This is a genomic window from Pseudoalteromonas sp. SD03 (assembly GCF_040937955.1).
GTDB lineage: Bacteria > Pseudomonadota > Gammaproteobacteria > Enterobacterales > Alteromonadaceae > Pseudoalteromonas > Pseudoalteromonas tetraodonis.
Genome location: NZ_CP162514.1, coordinates 554975 through 577887, shown reverse-complemented (window position 1 = coordinate 577887; position 22913 = coordinate 554975). Strand labels below are relative to the sequence as shown.

The following is a 22913-nucleotide window of genomic DNA, read 5'->3' as shown; positions in this document are numbered from 1 at the left end:
CTGTTTCACTTATGTTCTCTTATTTGTTACTTGCTCACAGTGCATCGCTACGCTTGCTGTGGCATCTAAAATAGCCTGCTGTTTTGCTTTGCCAGCCATTTTAGTTATTAATAAAGGTTCGGCTAAATAGGGGCTTAAAAGTTCAACAATACTGCGCTTATTAAATTGCCCCTGTGGCATTAATAACGCCCCCTCTGCCATTACTAAATACTGTGCATTGGCTGTTTGATGATCATCAACCGCGTGTGGAAACGGCACAAATACCGCCATTTTACCCGCTGCGGCAATTTCACTTACCGTAAGCGCACCCGCACGACAAATCACAATATCTGCCCAGCTATAAGCGGTATCCATATCATCAATAAATTCAGCAACGGTCACTTGCTCATTGCCCATTTGTTGCTGCTGGTAACTTTCACTTACACTAGCAAGGTGCCCTTTACCGGTTTGATGCCAAATATTAATGGCACAAGTATCATTCAAGCGCTTAAATGCTTCTGGCAGTGTTTGGTTGAGTACTTGCGCACCTAACGAGCCACCCACAACAAGCATATTGATTGGGCTTGATACTTCCCGCTTAGGTATATCAACCACACTCTGACGCACAGGGTTACCCACCAGCTCAGCCTTTCCACTGGCAAAAGCACTAGGGAAAGCCGCTAACACGCGATTCGCAAATTTCGCTAGCCATTTATTGCTCATGCCTGCTACGGCATTTTGTTCGTGAATCACCAAAGGAATACCTAGGCTTTTTGCCGCAATACCTGTTGGGCCAGTTACATACCCCCCCATTGCTAAAACGACGTCAGGGCGTTGTTGTTTTAATACCTTACGCGCTTGCAATATTGCATTAATAACCATGAATGGCGCTTTAATAAGGCGTTTTAAACCATTCCCTCGCACGCCTTTTACATCAATAAAATCAATTTCTATGTTGTGCTTGGGCACGACACTGGCTTCCATTCTATCTGGGGTGCCTATCCAGCTAACTTGCCAACCTTGCTGTTTGAGATAATCAGCAACGGCAATCCCTGGAAAAATATGTCCACCTGTGCCCCCTGCTACAACGACTATTTTTTTACTCATCGCTTAGCTCCACCTGACGTGGCTTGTTTCGTTGCCATCTTGGTCTCAAAATCTACACGTAATAAAATACCGGTTGCTATGGTCATCATTAATAAACTTGAGCCACCATAAGAAATAAACGGCAAGGTTAATCCTTTGGTTGGCAAAATACCGGCACTGGCGCCCACATTAACCATGGTTTGAAACGCAAACCAAATACCAATTGCTAAGGCTAAGTAGCCTTCATATTCTTTGCCGTTTTTAAGCGCGTTTTGGCCAATGAGTAAAGCTCTAAATACTAAAGTACCGAGTACCATTAAAATGCTCAGCACCCCCATAAAACCTAACTCTTCAGCAATAACAGCAAAAATAAAGTCGGTGTGCGCTTCTGGTAAATATTGTAATTTTTGTACGCTGTTTCCTAGGCCTTGGCCAAACCAATCGCCTTGACTATAAGCCATTAGTGATTGCACTAATTGGTAGCCTTTGCCAAAAGGGTCATCCCAAGGTTCTAAAAAGCCAACCACACGCGCCATACGATATGGCTCTAACACAATAAGCCCAACCACTAGCGCAATACCGGTTAAAATAAGTGCAAAAAACTGCCAAAGCTTGGCACCGGCTAAAAACAACAAACCAACCGTAGTAACAAACATCACCACCACAGTCCCTAAATCGGGCTGCATTAAAATAAGTGCTGCATAAACTGCAAATACCGCTATGGGTTTAGCAAAGCCTTTTATGTTTTCTTGAACTTCATTGCGCTTACGTACTAAGTAGCCTGCGATATAACTAAAGAAGAACAACTTAGCGAGCTCCGAGGCTTGAATATTAAACGGTCCTACGGGTATCCAGCGGGTCGAACCATTGACTTCACGTCCTACAATAAGTACCACTAATAACAGTACTAAACCGATTAGTAATAAATAGGGGTTAGCTTTTTTCCACCACGACATAGGTACTTGAGTACTAATGCAAAATAAACAAAACGATAGCCCTAAAAAAATGCCATGGCGGATAGTAAAATGATAAATATTACCAAACAGTCTATCGGCTGTCGGCATTGAGGCACTGGTTACCATCACAAAGCCCACACCAATCAGCATTAGCATGCAATAAAGCAGTGGCACATCATAAAGCTGCGCTGAAGGTTTAGGGGTGAGAGCCTCTTTAATATCCGCAAAAGCAATCATGACTGCCCCTGCAATACACATTGCACAAAATCATCGCCGCGTTGCATATAATTGTTATACATATCAATGCTGGCACAGGCAGGTGCGAGTAAAACGGTATCGCCCGATTTACTTAATTGCTTTGCAAGCGTCACAGCCTCAGACATATTATTGGTTAAATGACCTTTAGCACTGAGTGCCACTAAATCTTTGGCATCTTTACCAAAACAAATCAGCGCTTTTACATGCTTTTCAATATAAGGCTTTAACACCTCTAAATCCGCACCTTTAGCATCACCACCAGCAATCACGACTAGGTTTTTGTGCTTACCCGCTAAACTATCTATTGCCGCCACTGTTGCGCCTACATTAGTGGCTTTAGAGTCGTTAAAGTATTTAACGCCATTAAACTCACCCACAAACTGACAACGGTGCGCTAAGCCATTAAATTGAGATAATGCGGTTTTGTAATGCGCCTTAGTAATTGTAAATGGGCTGAGTAACGCCATCACTGCCAAGGTATTTAAATAGTTATGCTTACCCACAACGGCTAAAGTATTTACTGGTAAATAAGCTTCGTCCTTTACCATAAAGTACGCTTCGTTATTGTGCTGTGCTAAGTGGTAATTGCCTTGTGTTTCACCAAAGCTCAGTTGTGGTGCTAACGTGCGACTCACAGGGTGTGTTTGCTTATCGTCAGCATTAATCACTATGTGTTCAGCACCATTATAAATACTTAGTTTTGAATCTATATAGGATTGGTAACTATCATAACGATCGAGATGATCTTCTGAAATATTAAGCACGGTTGCACTGGTGGTTTTTAGGCTGCGTGTGGTATCAAGCTGAAAACTCGATAGCTCTAATACAAATACATCAAAGTCACCGTCAAGCAAATCCAGTACCGCTGTGCCAATGTTGCCACCGAGTGCCACCTTATAACCTGCGGTTTTTAATACTTCGTAGGCAAGTGTTACTACGGTTGATTTACCATTAGAGCCGGTTACAGCAACGACTGGTTTGCTATTAATGCGCGCAAATAACTCAACATCACCAATCACTTCAACGCCTGCGTTAATTGCCTTAACAATTGCTGGTGTTTTTAAGCTCAGCCCAGGACTAATAATAATCATATCGCAAGCACTGAGCGCCGCATTTTCTAGGTCACCAAAGTGAGTTTTTAATTGAGGTGCGTGCTGATTGAGCCAATCAACACCTGGCGGATTCTCTCTGCTATCGACCACATAAGGCTGTATTGATTGAGATAATAAAAAACGCACAATGCCCAGACCGGTTACACCGAGTCCGAGCACTGTTATGTGTTTATTTTTTATCTCGTTTAAATACTGCATTTATCGGATCTTTAATGTCGCAAGGCCAGCGAGTACCAGCACAATAGAAATTATCCAAAAGCGCACAATAACGCGTGGCTCCGGCCAACCTTTAAGTTCGTAATGGTGATGAATAGGCGCCATTCTAAAAATGCGTTGCCCACGTAATTTGTAAGAGCCAACTTGTAAAATTACCGATAGCGCTTCCATTACAAACACGCCCCCCATAATAATCAGTAACAGCTCTTGGCGAACAAGTACGGCAATAATCCCCAATGCACCACCCAGTGCTAATGAGCCTACATCGCCCATAAATACTTGCGCCGGATACGTGTTAAACCATAAAAAACCTAACCCAGCCCCTACAATAGCGGTACATACCACAACCAACTCACTCGCCAGTGGTAAATGCGGAATATGCAAATAAGCCGAAAAATTAATATTACCCGTTAAGTAAGCAATAATGGCCAGTGCTGCAGCCACTAAAATAGTAGGTACAATGGCTAAACCGTCTAGACCGTCGGTTAAATTAACCGCGTTGGACGTGCCCACCAACGCAAAGTAGGTGATCACGATATAAAACAGCCCCAGCTGTGGCAGTACATCTTTAAAAAATGGCACAACAAGAGATGTTTCTGTCGCTTGTGTGCTGCTCATGTAAAGCGCAGTGGCTACAACCAGTGCAATTACCGATTGCCAAAAGTATTTCCACTTTGCAATAAGTCCTTTTGGATCTTTGCGGATCACCTTACGGTAATCATCAATAAAGCCCACAATACCTAATGAGCCAATTACAAATAAAGTGGCCCATACGTATTTATTAGACAAGTCTGCCCATAATAATGTGCTGGTAAAAATAGCTCCTAAAATAAGTAAGCCACCCATGGTCGGTGTACCCGATTTAGATAGGTGCGATTGCGGACCATCATCACGTACTGTTTGCCCTATTTGCATGCGTTGCAACGCACGAATTAACTTAGGACCAAAATACAACGACATCATCAATGCGGTTAAAATACCTAAAATGGCACGCAGGGTTAAATACGAAAAAACATTAAAGCCACTATAATATTGAGTTAAATACTCAGCCAGCCAAACTAACATGATGATACTCCATTGATGGCTTGTTGCTGGCCATTAACTAAATCGGTTACTAAAAGCTCCATGCGAGAACTGCGTGATCCTTTCACGACAAGGGTAATTTTTTTATCTACTTTGCTAATGCTGTTTTGAATTTGCTGCAGCATTTGCTCACGATTAGAGAAATGGCGATTTGGCAGCCCAAATACATCACTGGCACATTTACTTAATACTCCGAGTGTAAATAACTCATCAATGCCTTGCGCTAATGCGTATTCACCGACTTCTTGATGATATTTACGGGCATCTTCGCCAAGTTCACCCATATCACCGAGTGCCAAAATACGATGACCTTGAATATCACTAAGTAAATCAATCGCAGCTTTCACCGACTTTACGTTGGCATTGTATGTATCATCGATAATGGTGAGTGAATCACTGGCTTCAATTAGGTTAACCCGTCCTTTAACTTCACCCATTGTCGCTAACGCGCTGGCAATGTCCTCAAGTGACACGTCAAACTCACTTGTTAACGCCGCAGCAATAAGCGCGTTACTAATATTGTGTTTACCTGGCAGTGCTAACTTAACCGGCACACTGTGTTGCTTGGTGCACAAAGTAAAGCTTGCGCGAGCTTGTGCATCTAGGCTGATGTCTTCAGCCCAAATATCGAGCTTTTCACTACTCGAAAAACATTTAATATTGCGCGTTGCTAACTTATCAAGCCAATATTGACTAAAGTCACTATCACAATTGACGATGGCGATGCCATCCTCTTTTAATCCGTCGTAAATTTCACCTTTTGCTTGTGCCACACCTTGCAGGCTACCAAAGCCTTCCAAGTGGGCAGCAGCAACATTACATACCACAGCTACATCCGGTTTGGTCATCGCGGTGGTGTACGCAATTTCACCTATGTGGTTAGCGCCTAATTCAATAACCGCAAAGCGATGTTGTGGCTCTAATCTGAGTAAAGTTAACGGTACGCCAATGTCGTTGTTAAAATTACCTTTAGTGGCTAATACATCCCCTTTACTTGATAAAATAGCGGCACACATTTCTTTAACTGTTGTTTTACCTACACTGCCAGTAATAGCGATAGTTTTAGGTGCAACTTGCGCCATCACTGCTGTACCAATTGTGCCTAATGCAATACGGGTATCGGCAACTACAAATTGAGCAATATCGGTATCAACAGCGTGATCGACAATCACGCCTATAGCGCCTTTTTGTTTTGCTTGTTCAATAAATTTATGGCCATCAAAATTTGGGCCCTTAAGCGCCAAAAACACTTCACCATCACACAAAGTACGGGTATCGGTGTTTATATTTATCACCTTGCGATTATCACCTTGATAATCGGTTGCTAGCACATTAGCTAGCCAATCAAAATCCATTGGGATCATGCTTGAGACCCTCTTACTGCTTTTTTTAATTGTTGTTGTACAAATTGGCGGTCGCAAAAATCGATGCGTTTATCGCCTATAATTTGATAGTCTTCATGCCCTTTACCGGCAATTAAAATAACCTCACCGGCTTTTGCGTTATCTATAGCAAATTGTATCGCGGCACCGCGATCGGCCTCTAAATGAGCGTTTTCTGGATGCTCTAATCCCGCAGCTACATCATTAATAATGTCATTAGGGTCTTCAGAGCGTGGGTTATCACTGGTAATGATCACTTTGTCTGCAAACTGCTCTGCAGCTTGTGCCATTAGTACACGCTTTCCTTTATCTCTGTCGCCGCCACAACCAAACACACAACTCACGCCACCTGGTACATGTTGCTGCAGCGCTTGTAACGCTAAAGCCAACGCATCTGGCGTATGCGCATAATCAACAACGCAAGTAGGCATACTTGGCGCTGTAAATGCTTGCATCCTGCCGGCTACCGGCTGTAAATACTCACATCCTGCTACTAACTGTGTTAATGGATAGCCTAGCGCTAATAGCGTTGCTAACGCAGCCGTTAAATTATAAAGATTAAATTCACCAAACAGCGGTGATTTTATGGCAACATCACCCCAGCTAGTAGTTAATTGCGCCGAAATACCGGTTGCTGAATACTGAACATCTGAAAAATACACAAACTGTGCATTTTTAGGGGCTAAGTTTTTACGGCCATAACAAATAAGACTATTAAAGCTGTATTTTTCAATCCATTGCTCTGCTTGTCCGTCATCCTGATTAAGAATGACATGGTCAGCATCAAAATCACGAAACAGCATTAATTTAGCATCACCATAGCTTTGCATATCGCCATGGTAATCTAAGTGATCGCGCGACAAGTTAGTAAACACTGCAGCTTTAAAATAGCATTGATCAACACGGTGCTGTACCAAACCATGCGATGACACTTCCATAGCAACCAATTGGTGTTGCTCATTTTTTAAGTCGCTTAAAATACGCTGTAAATCGACTGCTGAAGGCGTAGTATTTTGCAGTGGTGTTAAGTTATCTGGATGGCCGTAACCTAAGGTGCCAATAATAGCGGCTTGGGTATGACAAAATTGCGCTAAATGAACAATCATTGCTGTGGTAGTCGATTTACCATTGGTGCCCGTTACGCCAACTAAATCTAAGTGCTTGCTCGGTTGTTGGTAAAATTGACTCGCCAATACAGGCAGTTTCTTATTCAACTCTGAGACTAAATAAAGCGGCTCAAAATCACTTTCAAATTCACACAGTCTGTCGGCAATAATTGCACTGGCACCATTTTCAATTGCTTTACTAATAAAGTGCCCACCATCTAACTGGTGCCCTTTTATCGCCACAAACACATCACCTGGTTTTACATCGCGGCTATCTAAACGCAGCTCGTTTACCATTAAACGTGCTGCATCTATTTCTAAATGTTTTAAAATTGAGTGTAAATCACGCACCATCATCTTTGCCCTTCACGTATGCCACCGAGTCTTTGTCTGGGGCAACGTTTAAAATTCTTAATGAATTAGAGATTATTTCTGCAAACGCTGGACCTGCTGTTGCGCCGCCATAATAAACATCTCCACCGGGCTCGTTGATTAATACCACAACGGCTAATCGCGGGTTACTCGCAGGGGCAATGCCCGCAAAATAACCTACATATTCGTCACCATAGCCCCCTGCGGCGGCTTTTTTAGAGGTGCCTGTTTTACCAGCAGCGCGGTAACCATCCACTTTAACGCGGCGTGCGGTACCGCCTTCTTCAAATACGCTTTCCATCATATGGACAACGGCTTCAACATCTTCTTGTTGAAAGACACGCTCACCTTCAGGTATAGAATCTTGCTTTAGTACAGTAAGCGGACGATTAACCCCGCCTGCCCCTAACATGGCGTAAAAACGTGCCATTTGCGCGGTACTCACGGCAATATTGTAACCAAACGAGAGCGCTGCAATTTCGTGATCTGACCAACGGCGATTAGGGTAAAATAAGCCACTACTTTCGCCTACCATGCCAGTACCACTATCACTGCCAAACCCCACTTTTTGATACAGGCCCACAAAGTACTCTTTGGGTACTGTTTGGCTTATTTTGGTTACTCCCATATTACTGGAGTATTTTAAAATTTCGCGCAGCGTCATTTCGCCATGATTACGGGTATCTTGTACTAAGCTGCCCCCTAAGCGCATCCAGCCTGGGTAGGTATCAACTTTGTCATCCGGTTGGATTGTGCCGTAGTCTAATCCAGCTAAAATGGCTAGAGGCTTAACAGTTGAGCCGGGTTCAAACAAATCGGTAATAGCGCGGTTACGACGTTTATGAGGAGCCGCCCCGCTTAAGTTGTTAGGATTAAATGATGGGCTATTGACCATGGCCAAGACTTCACCGGTTTTAACATCTACTACCATGGCAGAACCTGAAGTCGCTTTATAAGTTAATACCGCTGATTTAACTGCTTTATAGGCAATGGCTTGAATTCGCTGATCAATACTTAGCTGAATGCTTTCAGGCTCTACTCGCTCGCGTTCATCAAGTACTTCAACTTCACGCCCTTGCGCATCTTTTCGAATGGTACGGCGACCTTCTTCACCGGTTAACGCATTTTCATAAAGCTTTTCTATGCCCTCAATGCCTTTACCATCAATATTGGTAAACCCAATAACATGTGCGCTTACTTCACCAGCAGGGTAATAACGTTTTGATTCATCCAATAAATGAATACCAGGTAGGCGTAAATCACCGATGTAATTAGCCACAGCGGGAGTCACTTGGCGTTTTAAATACACAAAGCGACGAGTAGGATCATCAAGTAATCGCGTGTTAATTTTACTAGGCTCAATGCGCAACACATCAGCCAATTCACGCCAGCGTAAATCATTTTTATAATACAGGGCGGTACGCTTATTTAACTCAGCAACATTTTCACGAAGCGTTTGCTGATCTTCACCGTTTTTGCGTGCTTGCCTAAGTACTTTACTAACCAGTGATTTATGCAGGGCTTTAGGATCCGCATACACGCTTACCACAGGCACACTAACGGCAAGCTCTTTACCGTTACGATCGAAAATCATCCCGCGTTGCACATGCAGTTTTTCAATCCGTACCGTACGTTTATCGCTTTCAGAGCGCGCTTTATCAGGTTCAATTACTTGCAAGTACGCAGCACGCGATACCAAGGTCACAAACACTAAAAAAATCACCGCGCACACTAAAATAAAGCGCCATGCTATTAGGTTATTGACTGGTTTTTTGCCTCGCATTCTCATTGTAATATAATTACCTGCTCATCTTGGCTGGTTGGCCGCTTCATTTCGAGTTGTGACGTTGCCACTTCTTCAATGCGCGCATGTTGTGAATAAAACTCTTCTTCCACTAAAAAATAACGCCATTCTAAATCCAATTCGTCACGCTCTTGGAGCAACGAATCTTGCTCAATTAATTGCGCTCGAGAGAGATGAGTTACTTGCACCACACTCAAGCTTGATGCGAATATCACAACCAACAAGGCCAAGGTGATCTTGTTCGCACCTAGGCCTTTAATTATTTCAAGAAATAAATTGGGTTGGCGATAGCTCGCTTTTTTACTCATCCCAACCTCTGTGCGATCCTTAGCACTGAGCTGCGAGAGCGTGGATTACGCGCCACTTCATCAGCACTTGGTTTAATAGCTTTACCCACTGCTTTTAACGTCAGATTTTTATTTATTTGTGCGTCGGTTAAAGGCAGACCTCTGGGTATCGCTTCTCCCTTACTCTGTTTTTTAATAAATTGTTTAACAATGCGATCTTCTAAAGAATGAAACGAAATAACCACTAAGCGACCACCCGGCTTAAGAACTTTAATCGCCGCTTGTAATGCCGTTTGAATTTCCTCTAATTCGCTATTGATATAAATACGAATAGCCTGAAAAGTCCGCGTTGCAGGGTGTTTAAACTTATCTTTCACCGGTACGGCTTCATCGACTAAATCAGCGAGCTGCTTAGTGGTAGTGATTGGCGTGTGTTCACGCACTTCTAAAATTTTGTGCGCAATGCGCTTACCAAATTTTTCTTCACCTAGCTTTTTGATCACATGAGTAATGTCATCTAATTCAGCCTCAGCTAACCACTGCGCTGCGCTGCGACCTGTACTTGGATCCATTCTCATATCGAGCGGACCATCTTTCATAAAGCTAAAGCCACGCGCTGCGTCATCTAGCTGCGGCGACGACACACCAATATCAAGTAAAATGCCATCAACCTGACCAATAAGATCGTTTTGCTCAGCTACCTCGTATAACTTTGAAAAACGAGAATGAGCAATTGAAAAACGTGGATCATCAGCAAATTTTTCAGCAGACTTTATCGCTTGTGGATCTTGGTCAATGGCCTGCAAACGACCGCTTCCACCTAAGCGCGCTAATATTTGCCCTGAATGCCCGCCACGTCCAAAGGTACCATCCATGTATATGCCGTCTGGCTTAATTGCAAGTGCATCTATGGTTTCGTCCATTAATACGGATACGTGTTCAAATTGCGCTGTCATTAGCTGTTATTTGCCTTTTATTTTGCTGCTAGAGGGTGAAGTTATCTAAATCGTCATTCGGTTCAAAATCACCGAGCCTTTCAAGCTCAGTGTCTTGGCGCATTTGCTCGTGCCAACGTGCTTCATCCCAAATTTCAAATTTATTCATTAAACCCACCAGCATAATTTTTTTGCCAAGTTCTGCATGTGAGCGCAATGAAGGCGCCAACAAAATTCGACCGTTTTTATCAAGCTGATATTCTGTCGCATTACCTAACAACATACGTTGCATCCGTCGTGCTCTAGGATTCATATTAGATATTTTTGCTAAACGGCTTTCTATTTCTAGCCATTCAGCAAGAGGGTATAACCAAAGGCAAGGCTCATTGAGTGCAACTGTGCAAATTACCGTTCCCTGATCTTCAGACAATAGCGTATCTCGGTACTTAGTCGGTACCGCAAAACGTCCTTTATCATCCAAACTCAGTGAACTTGCGCCACGAAACATAAAAAGCCTATTGTAAAATTATTTTAATCAACTTTTTGATTAACCCGATCCAGTTTGATCCACTAAACACCACTTTTTACCACAGTGCTCCAGTTTAGGGCTTGACAAGCCTTTTTGTCAAGTAAGTCACCCAGCTTTAGCACCCCGTGAAGCCTGAAAAAATAAGGCTTCGATTAAAGCGATTGAATTGTTTAATAAAAAATCTGATCAGCCAGTAAAAAATTTTTTATCGTGCTTTTTATTAGCTCGTTGGCATTATTTGCTTAATGAATAAACAGTGAATAATTACAATTTATTTGAGCCCTGCTGACCTTTGTGAATTAGAGTTTGGTCAAACTAGATGCAGTTTAATCGCGTCGCGAGGTTTGTAACTGAGTGGACAAAGAAAAAAATCAATCTCGAATGATCAACACGTCCTAGTTTGTAAAAATTACAAACTGTTGTCGCAATAGTTACAGCTATAAACCCACTCAAAATTCGTAAATAAAATACAATTCATATAAAACAACAGGTTAAAGACTGGTTTAATCATTGCATCTAAATAATTACTTTTAAAAAACTATTAAGGATTGATTATGGCTACGGCAACAAAGAGCAAAACTCCTATTGATGCAAAACAAGAGATTGAAGCACCGCTAACAGATAAAGCGACATCAGCAGCGCATGACGCAGTTGATGCATTATCAAGTAAAGCGGCGGTAGCTGAAAATGGTGTTCGTAAAGGCGCAAGCAGCTCAGCTGAAACGCTTAATGAAAAGCAGTTAGCCGCTCGTGAGAAACTAGCAGAGTGTTCGTCTAAAACGCGTCAACTCGCATCAGAAAACCCATTAGCAACGGCGGGTCTGGCGTTTGCTGCTGGTATGTTAGTTACAGCACTGTTTCGTCGTAAGTAATACTAATGCAAAACCAACACTCAACACCAAGTGAATCACAAGGGACAGATTCGCCGTCATCGGCAAAACACGCCGATGACTGGCAAGATCATGTTGCTAAGCTTGCTGATTATGCAGCGCAGCTCAAGGATGATTATCACCAACAAGGAAAGTTAACGCATCAGCTGGCTACAGCTGAGTGGAAGCTGTCGCTAAGATCCTTAGCACTGATCACCATTCTACTAGGATGTTTTGCCAGTGGCTTGGTGTTACTGTGGGTGGGGTTTTTAGGTATTGTAGGCTTTGCCACCTTTGATCTATTTAGCTCTATCTGGCTGAGCATTGCAGTGGTGATCAGCCTACAAATTTTATGCTTAGTTTGGCTGTGGCGAAACGCCGTTTATCTAAGCAAAAAAATTGGCTTTACTAAAACGCTAAATAGCCTAAGGCAGCTGCTTAAATTATAAGGCACACACTATTATGTTAATCAATTATTTGATCAACTCACCGAACGCTCGCGTGCAACAGCTAGATAAAGAAGTTGTTATGCGATCAGAGCTAAAACGTCAGCATCTTGCAGCTATAAAATACAGAGCCAAACGCTTTGCAGCAACAAAAGTGGGGCTCGCCAGTGCGTTTGCAGCTGGCGCTGTAGTTGAGTCTGCTAAAGGTGATGCTAACACGATAAAAAAATACACTTGGTTATTAAAGCTACTTGCTTAAAAGTCATTCGCGCATCGATTCATCACGACAATGAGCCAAAAAAACCATTTTGATAATCGCTAACAGCCTGGCGAATTTCAGCCTCGGTGGTCATTACAAAAGGTCCCATGTGCGCAATTGGCTGGTTAAGTGGATCGCCTGCGAAAATAAGAACCCCCGCCGCTTTCTTTGCCTGTAATGCAATGTCACTCAATGGTTCTAATATAAGTAACTTACCCGCATTAAACACGTCACCGGTCTGAGATATTAATGAGCCTGTATGAATATAAATCATCACTTTTTGCTGTTTTAAAGCCGGTAAATTAAGCCCTTCACCCGCAGGCAAAGCTACATCGGCTATAGCGCCATTAGCAGCTAAATTTTGTAAGCTTGCAGCCAATTGGTGTGATTCAAATTGCCATGTCCCTGCTAAGGCTTTAAGTGAAACACCTTGTTGATTAGTAAAACTCGGTGCTGGATGCTCTGTGGTATCTTGGTATTGAGGCTCACGCATTTTTTGAGCACTTGGCATATTGAGCCAAATTTGAAAACCATGTAAGCCTTGTTCAGCATCGGCAAGAGGCATTTCACTGTGCATAACACCGCTACCGGTACTCATCCATTGTACGTCACCCGCACGAATCGCCTTTTTGTTACCCATTTGGTCTTGATGTTCAAACCCGCCTTTTAAAATATAGGTAAAGGTTTCGATCCCCCTATGAGGATGAGGAGGAAAGCCACCAATATAATCACTTTCATCGTCAGATTTAAGCTCATCTATCATTAAAAATGGATCTAAATATTTACCATCAAATCCTGGAATACGACGAATATTAACACCATCCCCATCTTGGGTAGCATAAGCAGTTAGTACTTTGGTTATTTTCATTTTTTTTGCCTAAAATAGGTTAAGTAAAAGTATAAAATATTAATTTATTATTATGACTCTACCCGAAAATTAATTAATAAATTTCAGTTATATACAATAAAAGTAAATTTAATATTTGCGATATAACCTTAGTACATTAAAGGTTATTTATAGTAGAATTATTGGTCAGAGTTTTACCCTATATTTATTTGGATACGATTATTTTTACTGCATCATTAAAACATCAGCTTTATCGACTACTTATGCTAATTTGCATGCCTGTAGCTGCTGTCATTTTAGTAACCTTGTGGTTTAGTCGTGACGCGGCTATTAAAGAGCACGAGAAAAAAGTGCGCTCTATCACTGAGCACCTAATTATCAAGCAGCAAAGCATGATTAATGATGTAGAGCATATTACTGAGTTTTTAGCAAAAAAGCAGAAAGACATTAAGTCTTTATCTTCTCGCTGCCCTTCGTATTTTTTAGATGTTAAGGCACTCAATGGCAATATCGCGAATATTGGTTTAGTAAACAAAGACGGCGATTTAATTTGTTCCTCAAATAATGGTGCCCCTAATATCAACGTTAGTGATCGTCCCTACTTTAAAAACGCACTCGCCAGTAAAGAGTTTAGTATTGGCCATTTCCAGCACGATCGCAGCCTTGAAGCCCAGAGCATTAACTTTGCTTCCCCTATTCTTAATGAAAACAATGATATTGAAGGCGTGATAGTAACTGTAATTGCTTTAGACTGGTGGAGCTCGGCACTTAATAGCTTGAATTTACCGACAGAAGTTCGAGTCGCCATCACTGACTCTAATAATCTTATTTTAGCCAACTCCCCTTTTTCAGCCGATAGATTAGGTTATAAATTGGAAGAGTTTGATTTAGAACATAATTTACAAGCAGGTGTCATTTTTAAAGGAAAAGATGGTATCCGTAGAGTTTTTCATCAAACGACTCTCTATCGAGATGGCAATGACAATAAGCTCTCTATTTATATTACTCAACCAATAGATAAAACACTTGAGCGGATAGATATTAACTTTGTAAAAATGGTTTTAGGATTTTTAATGACCATTCTTCTTTTAGCTGTATTAGCTAGACGACTGGTCAATAAAAGCATTTTAAATCCGATTAAAAGTCTAACGCAGGCGGTTAACCGCTTAGCGGCCGGTAATATGCCTCATGACGATGAGCAGCCCAATAGTCCTGAGCTAAATAGACTTTACCATCGTTTTAAATACATGGCCGAAACTCGCTTAACGGCTGAAGCATGCCTTAAACATAAGCATGACGAGCTCAATAGCCTGCTTAATGCATTACCCGATGCTTTTTTACGCGTAGATGTCAATGGCAATATTCTTGATACCGGTGGACGTATTAAATCGTTAAATTATAGCCATTCAACACCCCCTAAAAAATTATCGTGTTTATTCTCTGATGCTAATTTAAAACAAGTGCAAGGGTACTTAATACCCCTGAACGCCCCTGTCACTGTTGAGCTTGAACAAAAACAAGACAATCAGTTTTATGAAGCTAAAATTAGCCCAATGAAAAAAGCCGATGAGTTTATTATCGTTATTAGTAACATCACTCAACGAAAGCAAAATCAAGAATCGTTGCATTTAGCGTCATTAGTTTACAACAACAGCAGTGAAGGCATGGCAATCACGGATGAAAATGGGGTTATTTATGATGTGAACCCTGCGTTTTGTGAAACAACTTTGTATTCTCGAAAAGAAGTACTCAATAAAACGGTGGGTATTTTATCATCGGGTAAACACGATAAGCAGTTTTATAATTACATGTGGCAATCGCTCAATAAAACAGGGCGTTGGCAAGGTGAAATAACCAATCGTCGTAAAAATGGCGAGCTGTATGTTGAATGGTTAACCATCGATACTATTTACGATAAAAATAAAGCCCCGACTAGTCGTATTGCTATTTTTACCGACCTAACCGAGAAAAAACAAGCAGATGAATTAATTTGGCGACAAGCGCACTTTGATCATTTAACCGACTTGCCTAATCGATTAGAACTAAAAGAGCGCTTAAACCAACGATTCGCAAACCTTACCAATGCAGATCAAAAACTGGTCATTATGCTATTAGATATTGATCATTTTAAAGATATTAACGACACATTGGGCCACCATTACGGCGATAGATTACTTAAGTTAGTATCTGAGCGAATTGTGCAAACGGCCAAAGAGGCTGACTTTGTAGCACGAATTGGCGGAGACGAGTTTGTTGTTGTATTTAGTGATTTACATGGCAGCGATAATATAAAGCAAATGGCAAAATCACTTTTACTTAGCCTTGCCTCCACTATTTTTATTGAAGATGAAAAAGTGTATATCAGTGCCAGTATTGGTATTGCCTGCGCGCCAGATGATGGCCAAAATCCAGAGCAATTACTTAAAGCCGCTGACCAAGCTATGTATAAAGCAAAAAATAGCGGTCGCAATGGCTTTGAATTTTTCTCACATGATATGCGTGAAGATGCAAACGCAAGAATGCAACTACTCAAAGAGCTTCGCTCAGCTATAGAGCTAGAACAATTTGAATTGTATTACCAACCTATCGTATCGCTTGATGATTTACACGTTCATAAAGCTGAGGGACTTATTCGTTGGCAACACCCAGAAAAAGGCCTGATCAGCCCTGCTGACTTTATTCCTCTTGCTGAAGAAACCAGACAAATAAATGCGCTGGGTCAATTTGTATTTGCTGAGGCACTACAAACACTTAATGATATTAAAAAACACATTCAAGATGAATTTCAAATAAGCATTAACGTTTCACCAGTGCAATTGGCAACCGTCGATAGCGGCATAGACGAATGGTACGATATGCTAGCAACGGCAAATATACCAGCCTCAGCGATTGTGGCCGAAATTACTGAAGGCTTAATGGTTAACCCTGAAGAACTTACCCAAAGTCGTTTGAAAGCCTTGGTTAAGTCAGGGATGCAATTGGCCCTTGATGACTTTGGCACCGGTTATTCATCGCTTGCTTACTTGCAAGAAATGGATACCGACTACCTAAAAATAGATAAACGCTTTGTTGATAATATTCAAAAAGGCAGTCAAGAGCTGGCTTTGTGTGAAGCAATTATCATGATGGCTCATCAGCTTGGTTTAAAAGTGATTGCCGAAGGCATAGAAACAAAATTACAAATGGATTTATTACTTGAGGCCGGTTGTGATTCTGGCCAGGGCTATTTGTTTTCAAAGCCGCTGCACAAAGCCTCGTTTATGCAGCTGATAACAACAAATCAAGTAATTAGTTTAAAATAAAAGTCATTTAGCCCTAATACTGGTTATTTTGCGTCGAGGTGGTCTGCTACATACGCACCTCGCTGCCCTCTTTTTTTATCTGGTCCAATGGTGCTGTCTTGAGCGGTTTGCTGCTCTAACGCAGCATTGATTGTGGCTCCCAAAATAATGATATAAGCGCTAATAAATAGCCACATAAGCATAATAACCACTCCACCTAAAGAGCCATATGTTTCGTTGTAACTAGCAAAATGAGATACATAAAATGAAAAGCCAAAAGATGCCACAATCCATAATACGGTGGCGGTGAATGAGCCCACGGTAACCCAGCGCCATTTAGCTGCTTTTCTGTGAGGCGCATAACGGTATAAAATTAATAATGCAAAGTTAAAGGTCAATGCCAGCAACGGCCATGATATAATCATGATTAAAAAATCAATACTCTCTTTAATTCCGAGTAAATTAAGCGCTAGCGGTAATATACCTATAATTACCAGTGCTATTACAGCCACCACAATTGCACCCACTGAAAATAACAAACGCACAAGTTGCGCCTTTAAAAATGAGCGTTTTTCGTATTCGTGATAACTAATATTACATGCTGTGATCAACGCTTGGCTGCCCTTAGAGCTACTCCAGATAGTTAACAGTAAAGTACCCAGCGCACTAAGGCTTAAACTAGTTTGTGACTTTTGCGCAAGACTTGAAACTTGAGATAAAATAATTTCTTGAGTGCTTTGTGGTAATAACGCCATAAACTGACTTAAATACACACTAATATCATTCGGTGATGCAAAATAAGCATACACAGACACCAATGCCGCAATGGCGGGAAAAATAGCCAGTAACGCATAAAATGCCACGCCAGCCGCCACTAAAGATAAATTATCACGGCTCATTTGTTTTACTATTCGCCTTATAATATCCCACCAGCCACGCAGAGGGATATGGTTAGGCTGCTTGGCTCTTTGGCCACGCTTAAAGTCACTCATAGTTAACTCCCTTTTCCTAATTAAGTAGCAAAATGTTTGCCAAACAAATACTGCTTGGTATTAAACTTGCTGCTATTGTTTAACACAGACCCTAATTACTTCGACCTAACACGGATGACCTCTATGCTCAGTGCTTTAATTGCAACACTCGCTAATAACACATCAATTCCAGCAATCGACACCGTTAAGCCAAACTCAATTTCTTGGAGCTTTTTAAAAGATCAAAGCGTGCAATTACTACACACATTCATGCAATTACTGCCCACTTTATTATTAGGGATTGTTATTTTGGTGATTAGTTATTTAATTGCCACACCATTATCACGCTTGTTAATAAAGCCTGTTACTTACATGACCAAGAGTAAATTAGTACATCTAGTTGCTAGGCGAGGTATTAGCACCTTAATTATTTTACTCGGGTTTTATCTATTTTTACGCTTGGCAGGACTCACCGAATTCGCGGTCGCAATTATGAGTGGCACCGGATTAATTGGGCTTATTTTAGGCTTTGCCTTTCGGGATATTGCTGAGAACTTTATTGCCAGTTTACTTTTAAGTGTACAGCGTCCATTTAAAATAGATGATGTAATAGAAGTTGATGGCAGAATTGGTATTGTTAAAAAAGTAACTGCACGGGCAACCACTTTAGTTGACTACGATGGCAATCATATTCAAATACCCAATGCGACTGTGTATAAAAATACCATTAAAAACTTAACCGCTAATCCAAAAATGCGCGGTCATTTTTCAATCGGTATTGGCTACGATAATGACATTCGCGACGCACAAAGTTTGGCAATTAGTATAATATCGCAGCAAACCTCTGTGCTTAGCGATCCACCTCCCCAAGTATTGATTGATAACTTAGGCTCCGCCACTATTAACTTTACCGTTTACTTTTGGGTCAACGGCGAACAATACAGCACGGTAAAAGTAGCCTCACAGCTTATGCGAGAGTTAATCAATAGTTTTACGCAACATAATATAAGCATGCCTGACAATGCCAGAGAGCGTATATTGCTCAATAGCCAAGGTGAAGATATTTATCCCATAGCAAGCGAAGCTAAAACAGAGACAACAGAAGAAATTAACGAGCAATCACATATTCAAAAACATAAAACCACAGAGCATGAACACAGTATTGATGATGTAAGTAGTGATACGGATGATATTCGCGAGCAAGCCGATGAATCACGCGACCCAGAGCAAGGTAAAAATATTATATAGGGAGGTTCGAGGTTCAGGAATCTAAAAATATGCGGTTAACATTGAAAGGTTTTTTTGTTCCTATTGGCGGAAGTTTACCTCGCGCCGGGGTTAGTTGTTAGGTTTTAAGCACGCAACCCGAAGCTCGCCGCCCGCAACCTGACAGCTTATTCCAAACACAAAAAAGCCCGCAGCGTTAACTGCGGGCTTTTTTATTGAATGAGTGAGTCAGCCGGTAAGCCGGGTTCTGTCCTTTCCGAAGAAAGTGATAATCATTCGTCTAGGCCATAAATCGCTCTATGGCTCAAGCAACCTACCCGGTTCCAACGTGGGCCACGCCATAAGGAACCCTATTTGGTCTTGCTCCGAGTGGAGTTTACCTTGCAACCGACTATTACTAGCGGCCCGGTGCGCTCTTACCGCACCCTTTCACCCTTACCAATCCGAAGATTGGCGGTCTTCTCTCTGCTGCACTTGTCGTGGGCTCACGCCCCCCAGCCGTTAACTGGCACTCTGCCCTGTGGAGCCCGGACTTTCCTCCCCCTGCGCATTTTCGTTGCAGGCAGCGATTATCTTGGCTAACTCGGCGCGCAGTATACATGAGAGCACCACACTACGCAGTAAACATTTACTGTTTTTCTTCAATAATTGTTTTATACAGCGCGTTTTTCTTCATACCAAAATAATCGGCCACCACGCCACAGGCTTTTTTCATTGGCATTTCGTTTTCAAGTAGCGCTAACATTTTGCGTGCCTCTGGCGGAATATCGTCAACTACCTTAGGTTTACCCGGCAGCATGAGTACTATTTCACCGCGCTGTTTAGTAGGATCGTCAGTTAAAAACTGCTTTAACTCAGTCACTGTGCCATTAAAAAAGGTTTCAAATGTTTTAGTGAGCTCTTTGGCAAATACCACTTGCTGCTCACCACCTAGCGCTGCTTCTAAATCGTCTAAGCTTGCCATAATACGGTGGGTACTTTCATACATAATACTGGTAATACTTGAGTTAACCGCATCAATAAAAAAATCTTGGCGTGCTTTACTTTTAGCGGGCGTAAAGCCAACAAACTGAAAACGGTCGGTTGGCAGCCCTGAACAACATACCGCCGTAATAGCAGCGCATGCACCTGGTACAGGTGTGACAAGTGCGCCCTGCTCACGGCATAAATTAACAACGGCATAACCAGGGTCGCTTATAAGTGGCGTGCCGGCATCGGATACTAATGCAATATTTAACCCTTGATTAAGTTGGTCGATAATTTGCTGCGCTTTTTGCTTTTCATTATGGTCATGTAACGCAAAGGTTTTAGCCTTAATACCAAAGTGGCTGAGTAGCTTGCCAGTATGGCGAGTGTCTTCAGCAGCGATTAAGTCAACCTGCGATAATGTCGCGATTGCACGCTGACTTAAGTCGTCATAATTGCCGATTGGGGTGGCAACAACGTAAAGAGTGCCAATTTTCTGTGAATTCTCCTCATTTAACATTGAGGTCTCCTGCGTCAGTCAGTAATATAAGCAAATCGCGTTAACGTATGGGAAATCATTGTGCGACTTAAACTAGTTAGTCTATTAATTATATTGTCAGGGTTATCGGCGTGTAGCACAACCGAAAAACCAACTAAAACCAGCGATAACTTAAATAGCAGTGCCAATACGCTGAAAAATGAAGCACTGAACGCGCAATCGATTTATCAATTAGCGCAAAACCGTTTTGGTGCAGATAAAATTCAACTGCTTTATAGTGCCCGTGATAGCGCCATTACTGAAGAAAACTGGCCGCTACTCGAAACAATATGTAGCGAACTTGCACTTACTGCCAGTGTTGATCAAATTCAAAACCGTTTATATATTGCCTTTGCACAAAAAGAGCAGAATAAAAACCAGCAAGCACTTGAAGTATTAAACTCACTTGAGGGACAACTCAAGCAACCCGAACATTTTGCCTGGCACCAATTTTTAACTGCCAGCATTTTTGCTTCTCAAAACTTGCCAAAACGTGCTGCACCCTATTTTTTTGCGGCGTCAGAATCTGCAACTAAAAACACTATTTCAATTCCTCAGCTTAGTGATGCACTTTGGAAAAATTTAAAGCAACTCTCATCTTACGCATTAGAACGATTTAACCGTGGTTCTGTGATCCAACAAGGTTGGGTTAACTTAGCTTTGTATCATCAAGTTTACGCTAACAGCTCGGTTGATTTAGACCAAGCCATTAATAATTGGCGCCGCCGTTACCTTGGGCATCCTGGTAACAATGTACTGCCAAAACAAGAAACGTATGCTAATGAATTAGCGCCAATTAATATTGAGCGTTTGGTTGTTTTACTGCCTCAGTCAGGTGCTAATAAGCGCCTTGGGGATGCCTTAAAAGCCGGTATATTGGCAGCGCTTGATAAAAAAGAGATCAACGAAACACTGTTTATAGATGAAAACACTGAAACAGAAGCGTTGAGCGCACAAATTTCTCAGTTACAGCCTGACTTTGTTATTGGTCCACTATTAAAAGCCAATATAGATAAGCTCGCTAATACCAATACATTACTCGATATACCCACCTTACATTTAAATACCTTTGATGGCGAAAGAACCTCGCTGCAACATTACTTTTTTGCGCTTAATCCTGAACATGAAGTACAGCAAACGCTAGAGCACTTTTTAGCACAGGGTTATCAAAAGCCGATGTTGCTAGCGCCAAATAATACCAATGGCCAGCGCTTAGTTGACTACTTTAATCTGCAGTGGCAACGCTATAGTGAAACAACCACGCAAGTTGGTTTTTATAACGATAACAAAGATATGCCCAATACGATTACTAGCTTGTTAGAAGTTGATAAGTCAAAAGAACGTATTAAATCTGTTAAAGCACTTTTTAATAAAGAAGTTGAAAGCGAAACACGCTCACGTGGAGATATTGATGCCATCTACATACTCGGCGACGCCATTGAAACCCGATTAATTAAGCCTTACCTTGATGTTAATGTGAGTACCTTTGCCGATAGAATTCCTATTTACGCCAGCTCTAAAAGCCACAGTAAGCAAATAGATACCACTGACAAAGGTGATTTAGACGGACTCTACTTTACTGAACTGCCTTGGATGTTAGACTCACAAATTAAGCAACATAATCTGCGTCAGCAATACAATGATTTATGGCCTGAACAAGCCGATATAAGCCAACGTTTATTTGCGATGGCTTATGATTCCGTCACCATGCTTAACGATATTAGACAATTGAGTGTTACACCCGATAAATACTTTTCAGGGTTGAGCGGTAAATTGTCGATTAATAGTGCCGGTGATATTGAACGTTCACTGCAATGGGCTCAGTACAGCAACCGCCGAATAAAACCGGTGGAGTTAAAAACACAACGCCCTGTACCGCTATTTATGCAATCAGCTAACGATGGCATAACCATAATTAACTAAGGGGTCGACATGTCGTGGTTTAAACAGCTGTGGCAAAATAGTCGTGAAAAAGGCCAGTATTATGAGCGCCAAGCGCAAAAGTATTTAGAAGCACAAGGCTTAAAAGCGATTGAGCGTAATTACTACTGCCCCTATGGCGAACTTGATGTCATTATGAAAGACGGTGACACCTTAGTGTTTGTTGAGGTTAAGTTTCGTAAAAATAATATAAAAGGCGGCGCTAATTATGCTTTAAGCCCGCAAAAGCAAGCAAAATTAAGACGAACTATTTATCATTACCTCGCGGCTAAAAACTTAAAGAATCAGCCATTACGTATTGATTATGTTGCTATAACAGGCGAGCCATCACTACACATAAACTGGCTAAAAAACGTATTTTAATACCGAGCACATACAAATGAGTGAGCAATTATTACAACAGCTAAATGCATTAATGCGTAGTTAAAAATTAACAAGCTGCTTCTAAAAATCATCATCCTTA

General features: G+C 41.6%; 20 protein-coding genes and 1 other RNA gene. 7 read left to right on the top strand and 14 right to left on the bottom strand.

The genetic code is table 11. From position 1 onward, the window contains the following. Nucleotides 1–9: 9 nt before the first annotated feature. Genes murG through mraZ form a run of 10 tightly spaced genes read right to left on the bottom strand, consistent with a single transcriptional unit; the run spans nucleotide 10 to nucleotide 11084 of the window. Nucleotides 10–1086 carry an undecaprenyldiphospho-muramoylpentapeptide beta-N-acetylglucosaminyltransferase gene (gene murG / locus ABZP26_RS02760; RefSeq protein WP_128583519.1) on the bottom strand — a complete coding sequence of 359 codons (1077 nt, stop codon included), beginning with the start codon at nucleotides 1084–1086 and terminating at the stop codon, nucleotides 10–12. Further along, nucleotides 1083–2258 carry a cell division protein FtsW gene (ftsW, locus tag ABZP26_RS02755; RefSeq protein WP_008465286.1) on the bottom strand — a complete coding sequence of 392 codons (1176 nt, stop codon included), beginning with the start codon at nucleotides 2256–2258 and terminating at the stop codon, nucleotides 1083–1085. Before ftsW ends, murG begins: the two co-directional genes overlap by 4 nt. After that, nucleotides 2255–3589, bottom strand: a complete 1335-nt coding sequence (gene murD / locus ABZP26_RS02750) for a UDP-N-acetylmuramoyl-L-alanine--D-glutamate ligase (protein WP_128583520.1) — start codon at nucleotides 3587–3589, stop codon at nucleotides 2255–2257. The genes ftsW and murD overlap by 4 nt, the downstream gene beginning before the upstream one ends. Next, nucleotides 3590–4672 (bottom strand): phospho-N-acetylmuramoyl-pentapeptide-transferase, encoded by a 1083-nt coding sequence (gene mraY / locus ABZP26_RS02745; RefSeq protein WP_008110692.1) that lies wholly within the window; start codon nucleotides 4670–4672, stop codon nucleotides 3590–3592. Further along, a complete protein-coding gene (gene murF / locus ABZP26_RS02740) occupies nucleotides 4666–6054 on the bottom strand; it encodes a UDP-N-acetylmuramoyl-tripeptide--D-alanyl-D-alanine ligase (protein WP_008110694.1) in 1389 nt (462 codons plus the stop codon). The genes mraY and murF overlap by 7 nt, the downstream gene beginning before the upstream one ends. Next, nucleotides 6051–7529: a UDP-N-acetylmuramoyl-L-alanyl-D-glutamate--2,6-diaminopimelate ligase gene (murE, locus tag ABZP26_RS02735; RefSeq protein ID WP_368485608.1), complete on the bottom strand. Its 1479-nt coding sequence runs from the start codon at nucleotides 7527–7529 to the stop codon at nucleotides 6051–6053. Before murE ends, murF begins: the two co-directional genes overlap by 4 nt. Next, nucleotides 7522–9339, bottom strand: a complete 1818-nt coding sequence (locus ABZP26_RS02730) for a peptidoglycan glycosyltransferase FtsI (protein WP_013464053.1) — start codon at nucleotides 9337–9339, stop codon at nucleotides 7522–7524. Before ABZP26_RS02730 ends, murE begins: the two co-directional genes overlap by 8 nt. Next, on the bottom strand, nucleotides 9336–9662 hold the full coding sequence (ftsL, locus tag ABZP26_RS02725; protein ID WP_008110697.1) for a cell division protein FtsL: 327 nt from the start codon (nucleotides 9660–9662) through the stop codon (nucleotides 9336–9338). The genes ABZP26_RS02730 and ftsL overlap by 4 nt, the downstream gene beginning before the upstream one ends. Then, nucleotides 9659–10597, bottom strand: coding sequence for a 16S rRNA (cytosine(1402)-N(4))-methyltransferase RsmH (rsmH, locus tag ABZP26_RS02720; protein ID WP_138764655.1), 939 nt, complete (start codon nucleotides 10595–10597; stop codon nucleotides 9659–9661). Before rsmH ends, ftsL begins: the two co-directional genes overlap by 4 nt. Before the next feature lie 28 nt (nucleotides 10598–10625). Continuing rightward, nucleotides 10626–11084, bottom strand: coding sequence for a division/cell wall cluster transcriptional repressor MraZ (mraZ, locus tag ABZP26_RS02715; RefSeq protein ID WP_008110699.1), 459 nt, complete (start codon nucleotides 11082–11084; stop codon nucleotides 10626–10628). A gap of 575 nt (nucleotides 11085–11659) precedes the next feature. On the opposite strand from mraZ, the gene ABZP26_RS02710 reads away from it, so the two are divergent. Genes ABZP26_RS02710 through ABZP26_RS02700 form a run of 3 tightly spaced genes read left to right on the top strand, consistent with a single transcriptional unit; the run spans nucleotide 11660 to nucleotide 12679 of the window. Next, the gene (locus ABZP26_RS02710; protein WP_013464052.1) at nucleotides 11660–11977 is read left to right on the top strand and encodes a hypothetical protein; all 318 of its coding nucleotides are present in this window, start codon (nucleotides 11660–11662) and stop codon (nucleotides 11975–11977) included. Nucleotides 11978–11982: 5 nt separating this feature from the next. After that, on the top strand, nucleotides 11983–12423 hold the full coding sequence (locus ABZP26_RS02705) for a hypothetical protein (protein WP_028834441.1): 441 nt from the start codon (nucleotides 11983–11985) through the stop codon (nucleotides 12421–12423). Between the two features lie 13 nt (nucleotides 12424–12436). Next, a complete protein-coding gene (locus tag ABZP26_RS02700; protein ID WP_008110702.1) occupies nucleotides 12437–12679 on the top strand; it encodes a hypothetical protein in 243 nt (80 codons plus the stop codon). 22 nt (nucleotides 12680–12701) lie between these two features. Here the strand turns inward: ABZP26_RS02700 and ABZP26_RS02695 are convergent, their stop codons facing one another. Beyond that, the gene (locus ABZP26_RS02695; RefSeq protein ID WP_090494728.1) at nucleotides 12702–13547 is read right to left on the bottom strand and encodes a pirin family protein; all 846 of its coding nucleotides are present in this window, start codon (nucleotides 13545–13547) and stop codon (nucleotides 12702–12704) included. A gap of 254 nt (nucleotides 13548–13801) precedes the next feature. Between ABZP26_RS02695 and ABZP26_RS02690 the strand changes: the two genes are divergently transcribed. Then, nucleotides 13802–16828 carry an EAL domain-containing protein gene (locus ABZP26_RS02690; RefSeq protein WP_368485334.1) on the top strand — a complete coding sequence of 1009 codons (3027 nt, stop codon included), beginning with the start codon at nucleotides 13802–13804 and terminating at the stop codon, nucleotides 16826–16828. Nucleotides 16829–16851: 23 nt separating this feature from the next. On the opposite strand, the gene ABZP26_RS02685 is transcribed toward ABZP26_RS02690, so the two are convergent. Continuing rightward, complete coding sequence (locus tag ABZP26_RS02685; protein ID WP_138764656.1) at nucleotides 16852–17799, bottom strand: YihY/virulence factor BrkB family protein; 948 nt, start codon at nucleotides 17797–17799, stop codon at nucleotides 16852–16854. 123 nt (nucleotides 17800–17922) lie between these two features. On the opposite strand from ABZP26_RS02685, the gene ABZP26_RS02680 reads away from it, so the two are divergent. After that, on the top strand, nucleotides 17923–19026 hold the full coding sequence (locus tag ABZP26_RS02680) for a mechanosensitive ion channel family protein (RefSeq protein WP_058154144.1): 1104 nt from the start codon (nucleotides 17923–17925) through the stop codon (nucleotides 19024–19026). Nucleotides 19027–19225: 199 nt separating this feature from the next. On the opposite strand, the gene rnpB is transcribed toward ABZP26_RS02680, so the two are convergent. Beyond that, nucleotides 19226–19591, bottom strand: an RNA gene (rnpB, locus tag ABZP26_RS02675) — RNase P RNA component class A. Between the two features lie 42 nt (nucleotides 19592–19633). Beyond that, complete coding sequence (gene rsmI / locus ABZP26_RS02670; RefSeq protein WP_008468384.1) at nucleotides 19634–20491, bottom strand: 16S rRNA (cytidine(1402)-2'-O)-methyltransferase; 858 nt, start codon at nucleotides 20489–20491, stop codon at nucleotides 19634–19636. A 60-nt stretch (nucleotides 20492–20551) separates the two neighbouring features. Here rsmI and ABZP26_RS02665 point away from each other — a divergent pair, with 60 nt between their 5' ends. Both ABZP26_RS02665 and ABZP26_RS02660 read left to right on the top strand, forming a co-directional pair. After that, nucleotides 20552–22432 (top strand): penicillin-binding protein activator, encoded by a 1881-nt coding sequence (locus tag ABZP26_RS02665; RefSeq protein WP_013464046.1) that lies wholly within the window; start codon nucleotides 20552–20554, stop codon nucleotides 22430–22432. 9 nt (nucleotides 22433–22441) lie between these two features. Beyond that, nucleotides 22442–22813 (top strand): YraN family protein, encoded by a 372-nt coding sequence (locus tag ABZP26_RS02660; RefSeq protein ID WP_016899512.1) that lies wholly within the window; start codon nucleotides 22442–22444, stop codon nucleotides 22811–22813. The last annotated feature ends 100 nt before the right edge of the window (nucleotides 22814–22913 follow it).

What these genes read in the sequence shown, in the direction of transcription:
- murG (WP_128583519.1), bottom strand. Translation starts at nt 1,086, where the DNA reads ATGAGTAAAAAAATAGTCGTTGTAGCAGGGGGCACAGGTGGACATATT.
- ftsW (WP_008465286.1), bottom strand. Translation starts at nt 2,258, where the DNA reads ATGATTGCTTTTGCGGATATTAAAGAGGCTCTCACCCCTAAACCTTCA.
- murD (WP_128583520.1), bottom strand. Translation starts at nt 3,589, where the DNA reads ATGCAGTATTTAAACGAGATAAAAAATAAACACATAACAGTGCTCGGA.
- mraY (WP_008110692.1), bottom strand. Translation starts at nt 4,672, where the DNA reads ATGTTAGTTTGGCTGGCTGAGTATTTAACTCAATATTATAGTGGCTTT.
- murF (WP_008110694.1), bottom strand. Translation starts at nt 6,054, where the DNA reads ATGATCCCAATGGATTTTGATTGGCTAGCTAATGTGCTAGCAACCGAT.
- ABZP26_RS02730 (WP_013464053.1), bottom strand. Translation starts at nt 9,339, where the DNA reads ATGAGAATGCGAGGCAAAAAACCAGTCAATAACCTAATAGCATGGCGC.
- ftsL (WP_008110697.1), bottom strand. Translation starts at nt 9,662, where the DNA reads ATGAGTAAAAAAGCGAGCTATCGCCAACCCAATTTATTTCTTGAAATA.
- rsmH (WP_138764655.1), bottom strand. Translation starts at nt 10,597, where the DNA reads ATGACAGCGCAATTTGAACACGTATCCGTATTAATGGACGAAACCATA.
- mraZ (WP_008110699.1), bottom strand. Translation starts at nt 11,084, where the DNA reads ATGTTTCGTGGCGCAAGTTCACTGAGTTTGGATGATAAAGGACGTTTT.
- ABZP26_RS02710 (WP_013464052.1), top strand. Translation starts at nt 11,660, where the DNA reads ATGGCTACGGCAACAAAGAGCAAAACTCCTATTGATGCAAAACAAGAG.
- ABZP26_RS02705 (WP_028834441.1), top strand. Translation starts at nt 11,983, where the DNA reads ATGCAAAACCAACACTCAACACCAAGTGAATCACAAGGGACAGATTCG.
- ABZP26_RS02700 (WP_008110702.1), top strand. Translation starts at nt 12,437, where the DNA reads ATGTTAATCAATTATTTGATCAACTCACCGAACGCTCGCGTGCAACAG.
- ABZP26_RS02695 (WP_090494728.1), bottom strand. Translation starts at nt 13,547, where the DNA reads ATGAAAATAACCAAAGTACTAACTGCTTATGCTACCCAAGATGGGGAT.
- ABZP26_RS02690 (WP_368485334.1), top strand. Translation starts at nt 13,802, where the DNA reads ATGCCTGTAGCTGCTGTCATTTTAGTAACCTTGTGGTTTAGTCGTGAC.
- ABZP26_RS02685 (WP_138764656.1), bottom strand. Translation starts at nt 17,799, where the DNA reads ATGAGTGACTTTAAGCGTGGCCAAAGAGCCAAGCAGCCTAACCATATC.
- ABZP26_RS02680 (WP_058154144.1), top strand. Translation starts at nt 17,923, where the DNA reads ATGCTCAGTGCTTTAATTGCAACACTCGCTAATAACACATCAATTCCA.
- rsmI (WP_008468384.1), bottom strand. Translation starts at nt 20,491, where the DNA reads ATGTTAAATGAGGAGAATTCACAGAAAATTGGCACTCTTTACGTTGTT.
- ABZP26_RS02660 (WP_016899512.1), top strand. Translation starts at nt 22,442, where the DNA reads ATGTCGTGGTTTAAACAGCTGTGGCAAAATAGTCGTGAAAAAGGCCAG.